This is a genomic window from Paenibacillus sp. HGH0039 (assembly GCF_000411255.1).
GTDB lineage: Bacteria > Bacillota > Bacilli > Paenibacillales > NBRC-103111 > Paenibacillus_F.
In genome coordinates this window covers 1967182-1981944 of record NZ_KE150413.1, presented here as the reverse complement: position 1 = coordinate 1981944, position 14763 = coordinate 1967182, and the positions used below count along the sequence as shown (strand labels likewise).

Annotated in this window: 13 protein-coding genes and 1 pseudogene; 4 read left to right on the top strand and 10 right to left on the bottom strand. The window is 55.0% G+C overall.

The genetic code is table 11. The features are described 5' to 3' along the window. Positions 1-87: 87 nt before the first annotated feature. The 8 genes from HMPREF1207_RS23480 to HMPREF1207_RS23445 all read right to left on the bottom strand — a co-directional run bounded on the left by HMPREF1207_RS23480 (position 88) and on the right by HMPREF1207_RS23445 (position 9658). Positions 88-2367 carry a hypothetical protein gene (locus HMPREF1207_RS23480; RefSeq protein ID WP_009674356.1) on the bottom strand — a complete coding sequence of 760 codons (2280 nt, stop codon included), beginning with the start codon at positions 2365-2367 and terminating at the stop codon, positions 88-90. A 32-nt stretch (positions 2368-2399) separates the two neighbouring features. Beyond that, positions 2400-3578: an ABC transporter permease gene (locus tag HMPREF1207_RS23475; RefSeq protein WP_009674345.1), complete on the bottom strand. Its 1179-nt coding sequence runs from the start codon at positions 3576-3578 to the stop codon at positions 2400-2402. Continuing rightward, the gene (locus HMPREF1207_RS23470) at positions 3575-4285 is read right to left on the bottom strand and encodes an ABC transporter ATP-binding protein (RefSeq protein ID WP_009674342.1); all 711 of its coding nucleotides are present in this window, start codon (positions 4283-4285) and stop codon (positions 3575-3577) included. The genes HMPREF1207_RS23475 and HMPREF1207_RS23470 overlap by 4 nt, the downstream gene beginning before the upstream one ends. A gap of 27 nt (positions 4286-4312) precedes the next feature. Next, entirely contained in the window at positions 4313-6022 is a 1710-nt protein-coding gene (locus HMPREF1207_RS23465; protein ID WP_009674329.1) for an HlyD family efflux transporter periplasmic adaptor subunit, read from the bottom strand. A 3-nt stretch (positions 6023-6025) separates the two neighbouring features. Next, the gene (locus HMPREF1207_RS23460; RefSeq protein ID WP_009674335.1) at positions 6026-6712 is read right to left on the bottom strand and encodes a hypothetical protein; all 687 of its coding nucleotides are present in this window, start codon (positions 6710-6712) and stop codon (positions 6026-6028) included. A 162-nt stretch (positions 6713-6874) separates the two neighbouring features. Next, positions 6875-8404 (bottom strand): sensor histidine kinase, encoded by a 1530-nt coding sequence (locus tag HMPREF1207_RS23455; protein WP_016424031.1) that lies wholly within the window; start codon positions 8402-8404, stop codon positions 6875-6877. Next, entirely contained in the window at positions 8391-9119 is a 729-nt protein-coding gene (locus HMPREF1207_RS23450) for a response regulator transcription factor (protein WP_009674365.1), read from the bottom strand. Before HMPREF1207_RS23450 ends, HMPREF1207_RS23455 begins: the two co-directional genes overlap by 14 nt. Continuing rightward, positions 9116-9658, bottom strand: a complete 543-nt coding sequence (locus HMPREF1207_RS23445) for a DUF309 domain-containing protein (RefSeq protein ID WP_009674377.1) — start codon at positions 9656-9658, stop codon at positions 9116-9118. Before HMPREF1207_RS23445 ends, HMPREF1207_RS23450 begins: the two co-directional genes overlap by 4 nt. Positions 9659-9891: 233 nt before the next feature. On the opposite strand from HMPREF1207_RS23445, the gene HMPREF1207_RS28930 reads away from it, so the two are divergent. From HMPREF1207_RS28930 to HMPREF1207_RS23425, 4 genes are all read left to right on the top strand, one after another. Next, positions 9892-10053 carry a DUF1540 domain-containing protein gene (locus HMPREF1207_RS28930; RefSeq protein WP_009674350.1) on the top strand — a complete coding sequence of 54 codons (162 nt, stop codon included), beginning with the start codon at positions 9892-9894 and terminating at the stop codon, positions 10051-10053. A gap of 214 nt (positions 10054-10267) precedes the next feature. Next, entirely contained in the window at positions 10268-10699 is a 432-nt protein-coding gene (locus tag HMPREF1207_RS23435) for a hypothetical protein (protein ID WP_016424029.1), read from the top strand. Beyond that, positions 10696-10971 carry a DUF2653 family protein gene (locus HMPREF1207_RS23430; protein WP_009674362.1) on the top strand — a complete coding sequence of 92 codons (276 nt, stop codon included), beginning with the start codon at positions 10696-10698 and terminating at the stop codon, positions 10969-10971. Before HMPREF1207_RS23435 ends, HMPREF1207_RS23430 begins: the two co-directional genes overlap by 4 nt. A 132-nt stretch (positions 10972-11103) precedes the next feature. Beyond that, the gene (locus HMPREF1207_RS23425; RefSeq protein WP_009674343.1) at positions 11104-13005 is read left to right on the top strand and encodes a glycosyl hydrolase family 18 protein; all 1902 of its coding nucleotides are present in this window, start codon (positions 11104-11106) and stop codon (positions 13003-13005) included. A 511-nt stretch (positions 13006-13516) separates the two neighbouring features. Here the strand turns inward: HMPREF1207_RS23425 and HMPREF1207_RS29410 are convergent. Further along, positions 13517-13693, bottom strand: a pseudogene (locus tag HMPREF1207_RS29410) (copper amine oxidase N-terminal domain-containing protein); the annotation flags it as partial. Positions 13694-13948: 255 nt separating this feature from the next. Next, positions 13949-14749 (bottom strand): hypothetical protein, encoded by an 801-nt coding sequence (locus tag HMPREF1207_RS23420; protein ID WP_009674376.1) that lies wholly within the window; start codon positions 14747-14749, stop codon positions 13949-13951. Positions 14750-14763: the final 14 nt, after the last annotated feature.

Below are 14763 nucleotides of genomic sequence, written 5' to 3'. Positions count from 1 at the left end.
CCTTTATTATATCACTGTGTGAAGTTTTTTTCCTTGAAAAAAACGCCGCTTGTCGGCGGCGTTTTGTCGTGATTTCAGTTATAACGGTCAGCCCTGAATCGTTTTGATCAGGCGTCTAACGGGACCGTTCGGAGTTTCAATCACTTCGTAGATATTAAAATGGGCGCCGGAGCTGAACTGCTCCGATTTGACATCATTGAAGAAAAACGTCTGCTTGCCGGATACGAGTCGGCCGGTGCCCAGGAACGGAACCGTCTGGCTGGCCAGAGAGCGGTTGTCGGGATCAAGCAGTTCGATCTCCATTTTGGAGAAGTTCGAATCCACGATCACCTGCTCTTTGCGCGTAATCGTCATGTCCAGAATCAGCTTATACGTGTACTGGGCATCGGTCTTCGTGCTGTAAGTCCAGCCGACCGTGGAATCGTTAAACGCAACCTCGAACGGATAGAACGACACCGGTCCGCTCCCCGCCTCCGCCTGGAAGGCGACCTTGTAGGAACCGAGCGACATTTTGTTGGCATCCGTGATCGTCATGGCAAGCGTTTCGGTCTTGTCCGACGGCGGGATCATGTAGGAGTAGCTGACCACCGCGGCGGTGCCCGGAAGAATGCTTGCGGCTGCCGACGACTGGCGTGTGCCCGCATAGACGAGCCCGTCCGGCGTGGTCAGTTCCATGCCGAGCTGCGGCAGATCCAGCGTTTTGCCGGACGTGTTGGTGAACTTGTATTTGGCGACGGCTGTCTGATAGCCGATCTCTTCGTTCTCGTGCTTGTGGAATTCCACAAGCGAAACGCCGAGCCCCGCTTCCAATGCTCCGTTCGGAAGCGGGAGCTTCTCGCCAAGGGTATACGGCTGGGCGGCCGCATAATCGCCGCCTTTGCCGGAATCCGCCTTAGCGAGGGACAGCGCAGCCGCCGGCACGTAGCCGGTTGAGCCGGCGGCCGTGCTCTTGCCGGAGCCGGACGACGCTGCGGCTGCGGAGGAAGAACCCCCCGAGGCGGTCGCTTTGGCCGCGGAAGAGGCCCCGCTGCCTGCGGTCGTCCCGGCGGACGAAGCGGACGCCTTCGCGCCCGAGGCGGTCGCGCCGGAGGCACCGGCCGCATCGGCCGAGCCGTTTGATCCGCCGCCGCTCTCGGCCGTAGTCTCCGCCGCCGATTCCTTCGCGAGCAGAAGAAGCTCGATCGCGTCTTTGGAGACGCCCGTCGGCAGAGACGCGGTATAGCGGTACGACGCGGATTCGCCCGGGGCGAGAAAAGCCGAGGACGGCTTCGCGTCGATCACGCCGTCGACGGTTGCGCGGCTGCCGAACTGGTACACCGCGGACAAATCCGGCAGCCGGACGTGTTCCTTGGCCGTATTGCGGAATTCGACTACGGTCTGCACGGTCGTCCCGTCAGTTTTGGCGTTGACCACCGCGCTGCGGTACGTCAGTTCAAGCCCGTCCCCGTAAACGTATGGGATGGCTTCTCCCACGCTCACGGCAGTCGTTTCATCGGGAACCGGCACAGTCCCGATCGTGAAGGTGCCTCCGCTGTTTTTCGCGCTGAGTACGAGCTTCAAGGCCGTTCCGGGCGATGCGCTGCCCGCCGCGGATGTTTTCACCGTCAGGACGGCCGGCTCCTGCGGTTCCAGGAGGGTATCCGCTCCGCTTACGACCGCAGCCGTGTAGGTGCGGCCCTTGGCGTCCTGCACGGACAGCAGGACGTTGTCATTCCACTTGAGGGCTGTCGATCCCTCATTGACAACCGTCAAGTGGGTGTACAGCTCCTGCCCGCTGTCGCGGTTCCAGCGGATGGAGTCCTGCGCCCGAATCGTCAGCACAGCGTCCTCGGGCAGCGACGCATCCGCTTCGCTCAGCTGAACCCGGACCGGCTTATCCGGAGCGGGAGCCGCGTCGGCCGCAAGCGGCAGGCTGCCGATGCCCGCACCCTTCGAGACTCCGTCCGAAGCCCAGCGGTTCAGCGAAAGCTTCAAGGTATCGAGCGAAGCCTGCGAGGAAACCTCGGCCGTGTATATGTAGCGTCCCGTCGAATCCGGCCACACCCGGGCGGAGGAAGTTCCGCTGAGCTTAGGGGTGTATCTGCTTCCGTCCGGCGCGTTCACGCTGACCGCAAACGCGTTCAGATCGACGGTTCCGCTTCCTTCATTGTGAAGCAGCAGTGTGAAGTGCAGAGAGCTTTTGCCGGTCCCTTTGGCCAAAGATACGTCTTCGACGGTAAAGTAAACTTTCGGCGATACGAAAATCCCTGCCGCTCCGGCGGAAGCCTTGCCGGTGAAAGGGCCGGACCAGCCCGCGGAAGAGATGGCGACAGCGGCTGTGAGTGTGACGAGCAGTTTAGGGAGCTTGTTGCGTTTGTCTTTTTCCACTTCATTACCTCCTGAGATGAATTCGGGCGGGTTTAATCGGAACGCAGCGCGTCGATCGGATGCAGCTTGGAAGCTTTGTTCGCCGGATAAAGGCCGAATACGACGCCGACCAGCACCGAGAACGCGAACGCGTACAGACAAACGTCCAGCGACAGGCGCAAGGTCTGCTCTTTGGAAAAGAGCGGCCAGCCGTACACGATGCCGATGCCGAGCAGCAGACCGAACAGGCCGCCCAGCCCGCTGATGACGGTTGCCTCCACGAGAAACTGCAGCAGAATGCTCCGGCGCTTGGCTCCGATCGACTTGCGGATTCCGATTTCGCGGGTCCTTTCGCTTACGGTGACCAGCATGATGTTCATAATGCCGATGCCCCCTACAAGCAGAGAAATCGCGGCCACGCTGACAAGCTGTTTGGTAAGCGTATCGGTCGCTTTCGTGCTCGCGGCCAGCAGCTCATCCTGATTGATCAGGGTAAATCCTGTATCGGATTTGAATTTGTAAGTGAGATACGACTTCATCGTGTTTTGCGCTTTGTAAATATCGTCACGCGTCGGGGCTTCGATATAGGTCGTCCGGATCGTTCCGAGCTGGAACTGGCGGCGCGCCGTCTCCAGCGGCACGAGAATGGAGCTGTCCACGGAGGTGCCGCCGATATTCGAGCCTTTTTCTTTCAACTGCCCGATGACCGTAAAAGGAATGCCTTCAATGCGGATCGTCTCTCCTACCGGATCGAGCGTCCCGAAATACGTTTTGGCAACCTCGCTGCCGATTACCGCCACTTTGCTCCGGAACTCCAGATCCGACGGGCTTAAGAACCGGCCCGAAGCCACATCGGCTTTGACGATGCTCTGGTAACGGTCGTTCGTCCCGATCACATTGGACGTATCCTGCGTGCGGTCCGCTTTGATATGGGCTCCGTTCTTGGTCATCGTGGGCGCGATCGCGCTAATTTCGGGGAAGCCCTCGAACTGCATCAGCTCGTTGTAATCCAGTTGAGTGGCGCGGCCCATGCCGTTTACGTTCACGACGAGCAGATTCGTGCCCAGGTTCTCATACTGGGCCTTGATCTTGTCGGTCGTTCCGTTGCCCAGCGCCACGAGCGCGATGACGGAACAGACGCCGATGATCACGCCCAGCATCGTAAGAAACGTGCGGAGCGGGCTTCCGGTCACCGTCTTCATCGCCATCCGGATCAGCTCGGTGAATTTCATGAGGGCACCCCCTGTGCCGCCTGCGCCAGGCTGAGCCGGTCTCCCACGATTTCCCCGTCCCGGATCGACACGATACGTTTCGCGCAGTCCGCGATATGCAGATCGTGCGTGATCAGCGCGATGGTATGCCCCTGCCCGTTCAGCTCGAGAATGAGCTCCAGCACTTCCTGCCCGGTCCGCGTGTCCAGCGCGCCCGTCGGTTCGTCGGCCAGCAGCAGAGGCGGCGATAAGGTAAGCGAGCGGGCAATGGCCACACGCTGCTGCTGGCCTCCCGACAGCTCGCTGGGCTTGTGGTGCTCCCGCCCCTTCATGCCGAGCTTCTCCAGCACGGCTCGCGCTTTCTCCGCCCGCTGCTTGGCGGGTATGCCCGCGTAGATCATCGGCAGCTCCACATTCTCGAAAGCCGACAAGCGGGGAAGCAGGTTAAACTGCTGAAAAATAAATCCGATCTTGCGGTTGCGCAGTTCCGACAACTGATTGTCCGATAAGCGCTCGGTCTGGACACCGTCGAGAAAGTAGCTGCCGGTCGTCGGAACGTCCAGGAGACCCAGCGTATTCATCAACGTGGATTTTCCGGAACCGCTCGGACCTACGATGGCCACAAATTCACCGGCGGCGACCGATAAATCCAGCTTCTTCAGAATCGTCAGCTCCTGGGCGCCTTGGCGGTACACTTTCGTAATGCCCTGAAGTTCAATCATATTCATGCCAATCACCTCCTTGACCGACCTGCCTTATCTCGTCTGGTTCGCACGCTGGCCTCCGCCGCCTTGACCGCTCTGGCCTCCCTGGGTTCCGCCCGGGAATCCGCCTCCGCCTTGGAAGCCTCCTCCGCCCTGACCGCCTTGGCCTCCTTGATACTGCTGCCTGAGCCGGTCGATCTCCTGCTGGGTCATTTTCGTCTGCTGGGTTTTCTGAGGCACCACGACCTTGTCGCCTTCCTTCAGCCCTTCCGTGATTTCCACCTGGGTCGTACTGCGGATGCCGATCTTCACCTCGTGCTGCGCCTCCGTCGTACCGTCCGCTTTCTTGAGGGTGACGTACCGCTTGCCCTGGCGTGACTGAAGGGCTTCTGGAGACAGGTACAGGACACCCGTTTTGTTTTCGATCAGAATATTCGCGGTCGCCGTCATGCCGTATTTCAGCTCGTTTGTATTTTTGACGGCCAAAATCACGTCGTAGAACGTCACCCCGTTAGTCGTCGTGCCCATGCTGGAGATTTGCGTCACTTCGCCTTCGAACTTTTTCCCCTGCAAGGAGTCGACCGATACTTCGGCTTTCATGCCGGTTTTAATCGCATTCAGGTCGAGTTCATCCACCTGGATCGGCAGCTGCATCAGATCCATATTCGCCACGGCGCCGAATTCGAACGCGTTTTTGACTTTGGCTCCGGGCGTCAGACTCGCGAGAATGTTTTCTTTCGTATTAACAAAATCAGTCGAGAACACGCCGTCAAAAGGAGCCTTTACAACCAGATCGGCCACTTTGTCCCGGGCCTCCTGCACGGCCAGCTTTTGCTGCTCCAGCGCCGCTTCCTTATCGGAAATGTCGCTCTGGATCGTATCGTTCTCCAGCACCGCCACGCTGGCCCCCGCCTTGACCAGAGTTCCCGACTTGTTCGGAAGTGAAGAAACGGTGCCCTGCACACCCGCTACGACCGGCGCCGATTTGGCATATTCCAGCGAGCTCTCGGCCACCGCATCCACAGAAACGCTCCCGATCCTTGCGGATGCCTTCACTTTCAGGCCGGCATCGAGCGTGCCGTCGTTTTGGATACGGATCTGCACTTCAAGCGCTTTTCCGCCTTTCCCGTCGGACTTGGCTGTCTTGTTCACAGCGTCCACCCTGCCTGTTTTGGTTAGCGAAAACCCGTCGACGGTCAGGTCGATTTCTTCTCCGCTGCGGAGCTGCAAAGCTTCCTCGTACGGAAAAAGCGCCGAAGCCAGCAGATTGGTCGTATCGTTGACCGTCGCGATCTTTGTATTTTTATTGACGTTTGAGCCGACTTCAATATTGGGAGCGAGCACAAGCTGTCCGCCAATTGGAGCGGAAGTTCCCATGTTGGCCTGCTGCTGCCGCAGCTCGGCGATCTGTTTCTCGATGTCCGCCTGGGTCATCAGCGCTTTTTGTAAATTATTTTCCAGTGTCGGACTGCCCAGCTCTACAAGCACGTCCCCCGCTTTAACGGGCATATTCCGCGTAAGATGCATCACTTTAATCGTGGCGTCCGCAGGAGAGACGATCGTCTGTTTTTCTTTCGGCTCGAATTGGGCCGTCCCCGAAACCGTGGAGCGGATATCCCCTTTCTTGACGGCAACCACGACCTCTTGAGCGGCGGCGCCCGCCATCGGCTTTTTAACGGCTCCGAAAGCAAAATAGCCTCCGGCTCCGACCAGCAGAACGCCGGCCAAGCTCATTCCGATTACTTTACCTGACCATTTCATCGTCTATTTGTTCCTCCCTGTGATGGCCGCCGATTTTTGGCGGTTCAACATATGCAGTGTCTGCTGCTCCAGATTTAGTTCCGGCTCGTCCTTAAGCGGCCCGCATTCCGCAGGCCGGAAAGCCGAAGATTCCTGGGCCGGATCTGTTCCTCCGTGAGGAACGCTGTCGTAAAAATAGGGAGCCGTATCGCCGCAGTGTTCCCGGTTTCCTCCTGTTTCGCGGGCGCGCCCCTGTAAACTTCGTTTGGCATCATCCGCAAAGACCTTCTCAAACATATCCCTCTGCTTCCCCGTAAGCAGGCGCTTGGCTTCCTCACTCTCCTCCTGCGTCATTTCACCGCGGCCGATGCTGCGCTGAAGGATCCCGGCAAGCTGTTCCGCCTGCGCGGGGGTAAGTGAAAAGCCCGGTTCTTTCCCGACCTCGAGCAGCGTTGCGCAAAACAAGACCAGAAGGCGTTCCCTGCTCGTCTGTATGGCAGGTTCCGTATTCTCCGGGCGGTTCCCGGTTTGAAAGGCGGCAGCCCCGTTTGCTTCATAAGCGGGCTGTGAAGCGGATAATGCTGCCGCCGGTTCAAGCGTACCCGTATGAGGAGACCGGCTGCCCCCAAACGCAAACGTGAACGTAAACGCAAGAGGCAGCAGGCAGGCCGCTCCTATCCAGCGCGAATAAAGCTTCCGGCGAAAATTCATGGCCCCTCCCCCAACGCAAAAAATCCTGCCCCGAAGGGCAGGATTGGTCTAACGACGGTCTGGCACTTGCTTTGCCTTGCCGCCATCTCAACCTGTCCCTATGAACAGGATAAGAAACGGCTTTGATGAAAAGATGCTCGATTTGTAAAAGAAATGTGAAAATCATCCAGCGGAGGAATCCGAATCGCCCGGTTTTGCGCCCGGATGCCCGCCGTTTCCGCTTACATGCGCAAACTCCACGTAAAAAGCGGTTCCTTCACCGGGTCGGCTCTGTACGGTAATCCGGCCGTTCATGGCCTCGACCAGATGCTTCACAATTGTCAGGCCGAGTCCGACGCCTTCTGTCGTCCCCCCGCGGGTCCGGTCGACTTTGTGGAACTTCTCCCAGATCCGCTGGGTTTCCTCCGCCGTCATCCCGATCCCCGTATCGCTCACGGTGAGAACCGCTTTGTCCGCTTTCCGCTCCAGCCGGACCTTAACCGTCCCGCCTTCGGGCGTGAATTGTACCGCGTTGTACAGCAAATTGTGCACAATTTGCGCATAGCGGTCGGCGTCGAGGCGGGCGAACAGTCCTTCCCCGGCGGGCACGTCGACCCGCTCGGCCAGCTCCAGCCGCTTGCGGGCGAAAATCTCCCGCATCACGTCCAGCACTTCCCCGGTCTGGGCCACCATGTCCACCGGCTTCAGCTCGCGCAGTCCGGCTCCGTTCTGGATGCGGGCCAGATCGAGCAGTTCCTGGACGAGCCGCTCCAGACGGCGGACCTCCGACTCGCAGATCCGGAAGTAGTGGCCGTACTTGTCCGGCTCGATTATCCCGTCCCGCATGGCGGAGATCAGCCCTCTGAGCGAGGTCAGCGGGGAGCGCAGCTCGTGGGAGACCTGGGCCAGGAACTCCTGGCGCGTGCCTTCCCACTCCTGGAGCCGGTCGACCACGCGGTTGAAGCTCTCCGCCAGCTCGCCTACCTCGTCCTTCGAGGTGACAGGCACACGCAGGGACAAGTCTCCCTGCTCGATGGCCGAGGCGAGCTCGTTCATCTGCTTGAGCGGGGCCGTCATCCGGCGCGAAATGAAATAAAGCAGCAGTCCGACGGCCAGCAGCGAGAACAGGAGCGGCAGCAGGATGATCAGCCGGATGACCGAGATCGTCTGCCGTATTTCCGCCACCGGCACCTGCAGGAAGACGACGATCGTTTCGCCGCCGATCTGGGCCGGCGCATAGTACGTCAGCAGCGTGTCCATCGGGCGCTTGTCGCCCGGCCGCCTCTCGCTAGGCGGCTCGTCGAAGAAGAAGCCCGACTTACCTTCCAGGCCGCTGCCCAGCGATTTTTCCAGGGTCGGCGGCAGCTTGAACGTCTCGTATTCGGTGGACCCGTTCAGAATAACTCCTTTGCCGTCCACGAGAAAAATCCGCCCGTTCACTCCGCGTGCGACGATGCGTGTCGCCATCCGCAGCTCCCGGGTGGATAGGGTTCCTTCCTGGAATGGAGCCAGCAGCTTGGTTACCTCCACGTAGCCCTTCTTCAGAAATTCCTGCTTGTCTTTGTAAAAGAAATTTTGGAAATACATGTTCCAGAACAAGGCCAGTCCCACGAAAAACAGTACGCACACGGCAAGGAACAACAGAAAGACCCGCAGGTACAAACTGCCGAACCGCCCCCGCCAAAACTCCAGAAGGCGCTCAGCCCTTCTCATGCGCCGTCACCTCGAACGAATAGCCGATTCCCCAAAGCGTTTCGATCCGCCATTCGGGCTGGCTGCCCAGCTTTTTACGCAAATTTTTGACGTGGGCATCCACCGTTCTCGTGCCGCCCGGAAAATCGAACGCCCAGACGCCGGCGAGCAGATCGTCCCGTGAAAACACCCTCCCCGCCCTGCTGGCGAGGAAATAGAGAAGCTCCGTCTCCTTCGGCGTCAAATCGATCCGGCTCCCCTCCAGCTCGACCCGGTAACGGGCGAAGTCGATGGTCAGGGTGCCGATGCGGATCGGCTGGGGCAGCGACGGATCGGCGGGCGCGGCGGCCGTTTCTTCCGGTTTGCTGCGCCGGAGAACCGCTTTGACCCGCGCGATCAGCTCGCTGGGATCGAAGGGCTTCACGAGATAGTCGTCCGCTCCGACATTGAAGCCCTCCAGCTTGTCGAACGCTTCGCCGCGCGCGGTCAGCATAATGACCGGGACGTCGCAGAGCGGCTTGCTCATGGAGCGGATCGAGCGGCACACGTCGAAGCCGGAGCCGTCCGGCAGCATCACGTCGAGGATCACGAGCGACGGATTGTGCTCGCGCAGCAGAGGGAGCACCTCCGCCGCGTGATCCACGATCAGCGGCTGGTACCCGGCATGCTCCAGATAGAGGCGGGCCACTTCGGCAATGTACGGCTCGTCGTCGACGACCGCGATTTTGTCCTTCATCGGTCCTCGACTCCCTTCCGGCGCAGCTTCCTGGCTTCCAGTTGGCGCGCTCTTTCCTCCACGACATCGCTGCGGTCCCGCAGCTTGTGGCGGTCGATCAGCATGAGATTGCCCGCGTCGCTCGCCGCTCCCCAACCGAATCCGCGCAGAGCGCACTCACGCTTGCACGCTTCCAGCAAGGAAGGATCTTCTACGGGAAGGTCCAGATCTGCGTACGGCACCGCATCAAGCTCCGCTTCCCGCACTCTTTGCCGCACCCGGGCAACCAGGTCTTCCCCCGCCATGCCGAGACCTTTCAAATCTTCCACTTTCAGATAAGCAAGAGAACTGCCCAGCATTTTAACGGCCCCCGCCTTGTTCCCTCTCCGTTGATGGTAGAGGCCGACGGCCACCTGGATCAAACCGACCAAAGTTTCCGCATACGGATGGCCCGGATTTTCCTTCCAGTATTCTTCCAAAATCTCGTGACATTCAAAAAAATCACGGTCCCCGTGAAAATGAACCAAATAATCCAGTACCTCTTTCGGATAACGCTCCATAGTCCGTTTCCCCTCATCCCAAGTAATCGCCGACATCATGCCTTCAATTCCATGTTAACCAAAATACGCGGCATCGTCCAACGTCGCTTTAGACGGATATCCTCAGAGACCGGAACATCGCTTAAAAAACTTGCCGGATGCCCGCAAAATTTAAAATTTTCTTGGCCAGGCACGTATAAAACCATGCCGAATACGCCCACCCTAATAAAGCTGGAAAAGGGAGGTGAATCAACATGGCTAAAGATGTACTGTGTGAAGTGAATTCCTGCAGACACTGGTCCAACGGAAACAAGTGCGCTGCCGAATCGATTTATGTCGTGAGCCACCACGACGGTAACCAGGCCCGTCATTCCGAAGAAACCGACTGCAAAACCTTCGAATCGAAACTGTCCTGATGCTTTCCGGAAAAGAGAGGCCATTCACGGGCCTCTTTTTTTGTTTTCCTAAAGCCATTGTAACCAATAATGATAATTATTATCAGTGATTGTCGAAATTTCGAGCCTTCCTATAAAATTTTTATAAAAAAGTGAAACCGTCTACCGCTCCGGCACGTATAGCATGTTTGCAGACGAACATCGTTCGCATAATTATTTAAGGGGGACATATATTTTGAAGAAATGGTTGCTTTTAGTTATGGCCTGCATGCTTACGTTTTCGGTGACTATGCCTGGAACCGTCGAGGCCAAGAAGTCGTACAGCTCCACCAAAAAATCGTATACACCGTCCACAACCAATAAATCTAACGATTCAAGCGTGAACAAATCGACACCAAGTAATTCGTCCAAAACGACGTCTACCGCTCCGACTCAAAAACGCGGATTTTTCAGCGGTGGTCTGATGAAGGGCCTTCTGATCGGCGGTCTGGCCGGCATGCTCTTCGGAGGATTGTTCGGCGGCATGGGAATGCTCGGCAACGTACTCGGCTTCATGGTCAACATGCTTGCGATCCTGCTCATCGTAATGGTGATCCGCCGCATTGTCGTCTACTTCATGGACAAGCGTAAAGCCGATAAGCTGAAGGAGAAGCACAACCTGACATGAAACTGACCGAACAGGAAATCACGAACGCGTTATGCGTCAACATGGCGCAGCGCAAACAGCTCCACCCTTCCCAAGTCGAGGTTGTCCTCATGTGGGACGAGGATCTCGGATTCTCGGCGGAAGTATTCGCGGAAGGCCGCAATCAGATTCTGATCGAGGCTAACATTTATGAGGCCATCATGCAGTATCTGAGCCAGCAGCAAATCCGCGTTTTCCGCGATCAGATCCAGCTCGATCTCGAAGACGAAATCGTCGCTTATATCCACGAATAGACGAAGAGATTGGAAAAAGCCTTTTCCGGCAGAAGCCGGGGAGGCTTTTTCTTTTTTTATCCCGAAAAACGCAACTAAACGGCCCGGCCGAACGTCAAATAGTAGGAAGATTGATAGAAAGAGGCGTGATAAATGAAAGCAGTGCATTGGATACTAACAGGAGCCGTCGTCGTCAGTCTTTGCTCCCCCCTGCAGGCTCAGGCGGCGGACAAAACCACGAAATACCGGGTTTACCAGAACAACAAAATCGTAACGGAGCTCTCCGACTACAGTCAAGCCGAGGCCTATGCCAAGCAGTTCAAAAATTCCCACGTCGAAGAAATCTCCACACGCAAGTGGGTTTGGAACAACTTTCCCCGTTATCAGGTGTTTCAATATGATTTTACACAGCCTCAGTGGACGTTTCCTACCCTGGACGCGGCCGTTGCCGAAGCTAAGCGCTGGGGGCATGCAAGCGTAAGAGATTTGCAGAGCGGCGGCTGGGTTTGGAACAACTATCCCAGATACCGTGTTTATCAAGGGGACAGCACGCAGACATCGTGGGAATTCACGACGCTGGCCGACGCGACCGCCGAAGCCCGTAAGTGGAGGCACGCCCACATCATCGACCTGGGCACGAACAAGTGGGTCTGGGACAACATCAGTGCCGCCGACAAAAGCTCGCTCCGTTCCGGAACGCCAGTCTACCGGGTCTATCAGGATGCATATTCGGCACCTGCCTGGAGCTTCGCTTATTTGGAAGACGCGGTCAACGAATCTCTCAAATGGGGAGGTTCCAAAGTCGTCAGAACGACCGACAATGCGGTTGTGCATACGAACGAGGCTTCCTACAAAGTGTATCAGAGCGACAATTTTCTGAGTGAATTCCAATCGCTGGACGCGGCTGCGGCATACGCTTCCCGCTGGGCACACAGCGAAATCTCTTACAACGGCAAAATTATCTGGAGCAATTATCCGTATTATCAGGTTTTGCAGAACAATACGTTGATCGGAGATTTTAACACCATTCCCCAGGCGTTGGAGTACGCATCCAAATATTCGAACAGCACGATCCGAACTCTGGACCGCAACGTCATCTGGGATAATCTCCGCAAAATGCAGTACTGGGGCTGGACGGGCTCTTCCGCGGCCTCGACCATTCAAGCGCAAGCATCCGGCACCGTCGGCCTTGATGTGGTATCGCCTACCTACTTCCAGCTCGCGGACGCGAGCGGCAAAGTCGACGACAAATCCGAAGCGGCTACGGTCGACTGGCTCAAAAAGCAGGGATTTACCGTGTATCCCCTGATCAACAATCAATTTAATGCGGAAATGACCTCGGCTTTCCTGGCGAATCCCGCTGCGCAGACCGCCTTCATCCGCCAGATCGTCGACAAAGCCGCCGCTTTGAAAGTGGACGGGCTCAATCTCGACTTTGAAAGCCTGAGCGCCAAAGACCGGGCGAGCTACACTGCCTTTGTCAAGCAGTTTACAGATGCCGCCCACGCGAAAAAATTAAGCGTTTCGATCGATCTGCCGCGCGGAAGCATCAAGTGGAACGACAAAACCGCGTATGACCATGAGAAGCTCGCTTCATACGTGGATTACATTGCCATCATGGCCTACGACCAATACTGGAAAGGCAGCACGGAGCCGGGCTCCGTATCCGGTCTTCCTTGGGCCGAGCAGGGCGTGATCGAATTCCTGAGCTACGGGATTCCGCGCGACAAGCTGATCATGGGCATCCCCTACTATGTCCGTGACTGGACCCTGGATGCCGCAGGCAAGCCAGTAGAAAACAAGGCGATCCTGCTCAAGGACATCCCCGCGCTCATCACGGCCAAGAAAGCCGTTAAAACGTGGGACAACGAGTTCAAGCAGTACCGGGTCGACTATACCGAAGACGGCAAAAAGCACGTGTTCTGGCTGGAAGACAACGACACGGTCAAGCAGCGCCTGGCAATCGCGCGCAAGTACGACCTGGCCGGCGTCGCCGCCTGGCGTCTCGGCTACGACACCCCGCAGCTGTGGGAAATGATGCTGCAGGAGAAATAGAAAAAGCTGGCACCGTTGGGTGCCAGCTTTTTTTCGTGAAATCTATGAATTCTAGGTAGAATATCATTCATCATTCAGTTAGTTACGAAAACTACCGTCAAACATATTTTGAGCCTAAACTATAATTACACAAACATCTTACCAATAACAGGTACGTGTGAATCAACAACTAACTATACCCATTAGATAAGAAGACACCCTTTGTTATCGCGTTTAGCGATTCAATAACTTCTTCGGACCAAGGGAACCAGTTCACTGGGTTAAGTGAATACCCAATAGCTTACCTGATTGCTTTGTAGAATCACATTGTAGCCTCTGGTAGATATTAACCGCATCCTTTTCCTCTGTCACATCCAGCAACATGTTGTTTGTGCTGCGAAACTTTCCAATGTAACTTTTTATCGCTATCAAATTGCCCCCAGAAACTTTTTTACTATTATATAAAAAAGTAATAGAAATCGCTTGCCGTAACTTCCCCTTACAAAATAATCACTGTACCCGTCGCAGGGTCTCATTTCACACAAGCACCAAGACTCTCCGCAACAAAACGAACTGGCACCGAGGTGCTACCTTTGATGATTGTAGCCGGAGCATCCAAATTAACCGTTTTGCCGTTTATGTAATCTCGCTTTTGATTAATGGTTAATTTAACCGTAGTTTCCCTTTTTAAGCCAGTAACGGTCTGTGTCTCCCCATCCCATTAATCTCTGCACCAAGCGCTTAAAAGATTTCTCAGGAGCCTTCAGATAACGAGCTTGTATCTACGAACCAGAGCGGCTTGAAGCAACGTGACCAGGTCGGACGGACTTAGCCTCGCAGGGTTGTGAGCTGAGTTCACTTCTCTGCCTACCTCATCTGGCGAACCAAAGGCCGAACGGTCCGCAGCGTAGATACGATGTTAATATGAATGAACTGGCAATACTGATATACTGTACGGATTATATTACTTTAATTGTTTTAAATATTTTATTAATTCCTTCAAAGTGAAAAATTTAACATCATCTTCTATATCTGAAATTCTAAAATCTATGGGTTTGTTACTTACTATAATTAATTCGTCAGCCATTAATCTCTGTTTTGCTAATACAAACTTACTAACCATTCTCTTTACCATAGGAATATTAGGCTTAATTAACCAGTACTTAACTTCAATAATTATCTTTTTTGATGGATGATTAATAATTAAATCCACGTCTTTATTTGAGTCACTGTAATCCAACTTGTTGTCAGGGATAACTTTCCTAATGTTCTTAATCACTTCATCCTCAAATTGTAGTCCCAATAATGCAGGATGACTTTCTCGTTCAATTGGAGTATCTTTAAGTTTAAAAACTGTAAATATACCAGCAATTATAACTAAGCTAATAATAAACACAACAATTGCTGGGAAATAAGAATTAAACTTAGAAATTAACCCATCTACATTACCTAATCCTGGAAAAACAGCTACTATTACACCGGAAATTGAAGCAGTTAAAGCAATAACGATCTGAATTAAAGAACTAACGCCAATTGCTGATTTCTTACTATCTGTCTCGATTTGAGTAGTTACTGAATCTTCTTCTATAGTATCGGACAATTTTTCCAACTTACGTAAAATATTACTCCTATGCTCCGCTGTTATAAAGTCATTCTCCATAATCCTTGTAAAGAGAGAATTAATAATTTGGATTTCTGAAAATAACTGATTTGTTCTAACCTGATTACTTATTGCTATACCCTCTATAACTTTGTTTAAATTCAATGCGTTTATGTCAA

Bases quoted from the DNA above. Each gene is read 5' to 3' on its own strand.
- HMPREF1207_RS23475 (WP_009674345.1), bottom strand. From the start codon at position 3,578: ATGAAATTCACCGAGCTGATCCGGATGGCGATGAAGACGGTGACCGGA.
- HMPREF1207_RS23470 (WP_009674342.1), bottom strand. From the start codon at position 4,285: ATGAATATGATTGAACTTCAGGGCATTACGAAAGTGTACCGCCAAGGC.
- HMPREF1207_RS23465 (WP_009674329.1), bottom strand. From the start codon at position 6,022: ATGAAATGGTCAGGTAAAGTAATCGGAATGAGCTTGGCCGGCGTTCTG.
- HMPREF1207_RS23460 (WP_009674335.1), bottom strand. From the start codon at position 6,712: ATGAATTTTCGCCGGAAGCTTTATTCGCGCTGGATAGGAGCGGCCTGC.
- HMPREF1207_RS23455 (WP_016424031.1), bottom strand. From the start codon at position 8,404: ATGAGAAGGGCTGAGCGCCTTCTGGAGTTTTGGCGGGGGCGGTTCGGC.
- HMPREF1207_RS23450 (WP_009674365.1), bottom strand. From the start codon at position 9,119: ATGAAGGACAAAATCGCGGTCGTCGACGACGAGCCGTACATTGCCGAA.
- HMPREF1207_RS23445 (WP_009674377.1), bottom strand. From the start codon at position 9,658: ATGGAGCGTTATCCGAAAGAGGTACTGGATTATTTGGTTCATTTTCAC.
- HMPREF1207_RS28930 (WP_009674350.1), top strand. From the start codon at position 9,892: ATGGCTAAAGATGTACTGTGTGAAGTGAATTCCTGCAGACACTGGTCC.
- HMPREF1207_RS23430 (WP_009674362.1), top strand. From the start codon at position 10,696: ATGAAACTGACCGAACAGGAAATCACGAACGCGTTATGCGTCAACATG.
- HMPREF1207_RS23425 (WP_009674343.1), top strand. From the start codon at position 11,104: ATGAAAGCAGTGCATTGGATACTAACAGGAGCCGTCGTCGTCAGTCTT.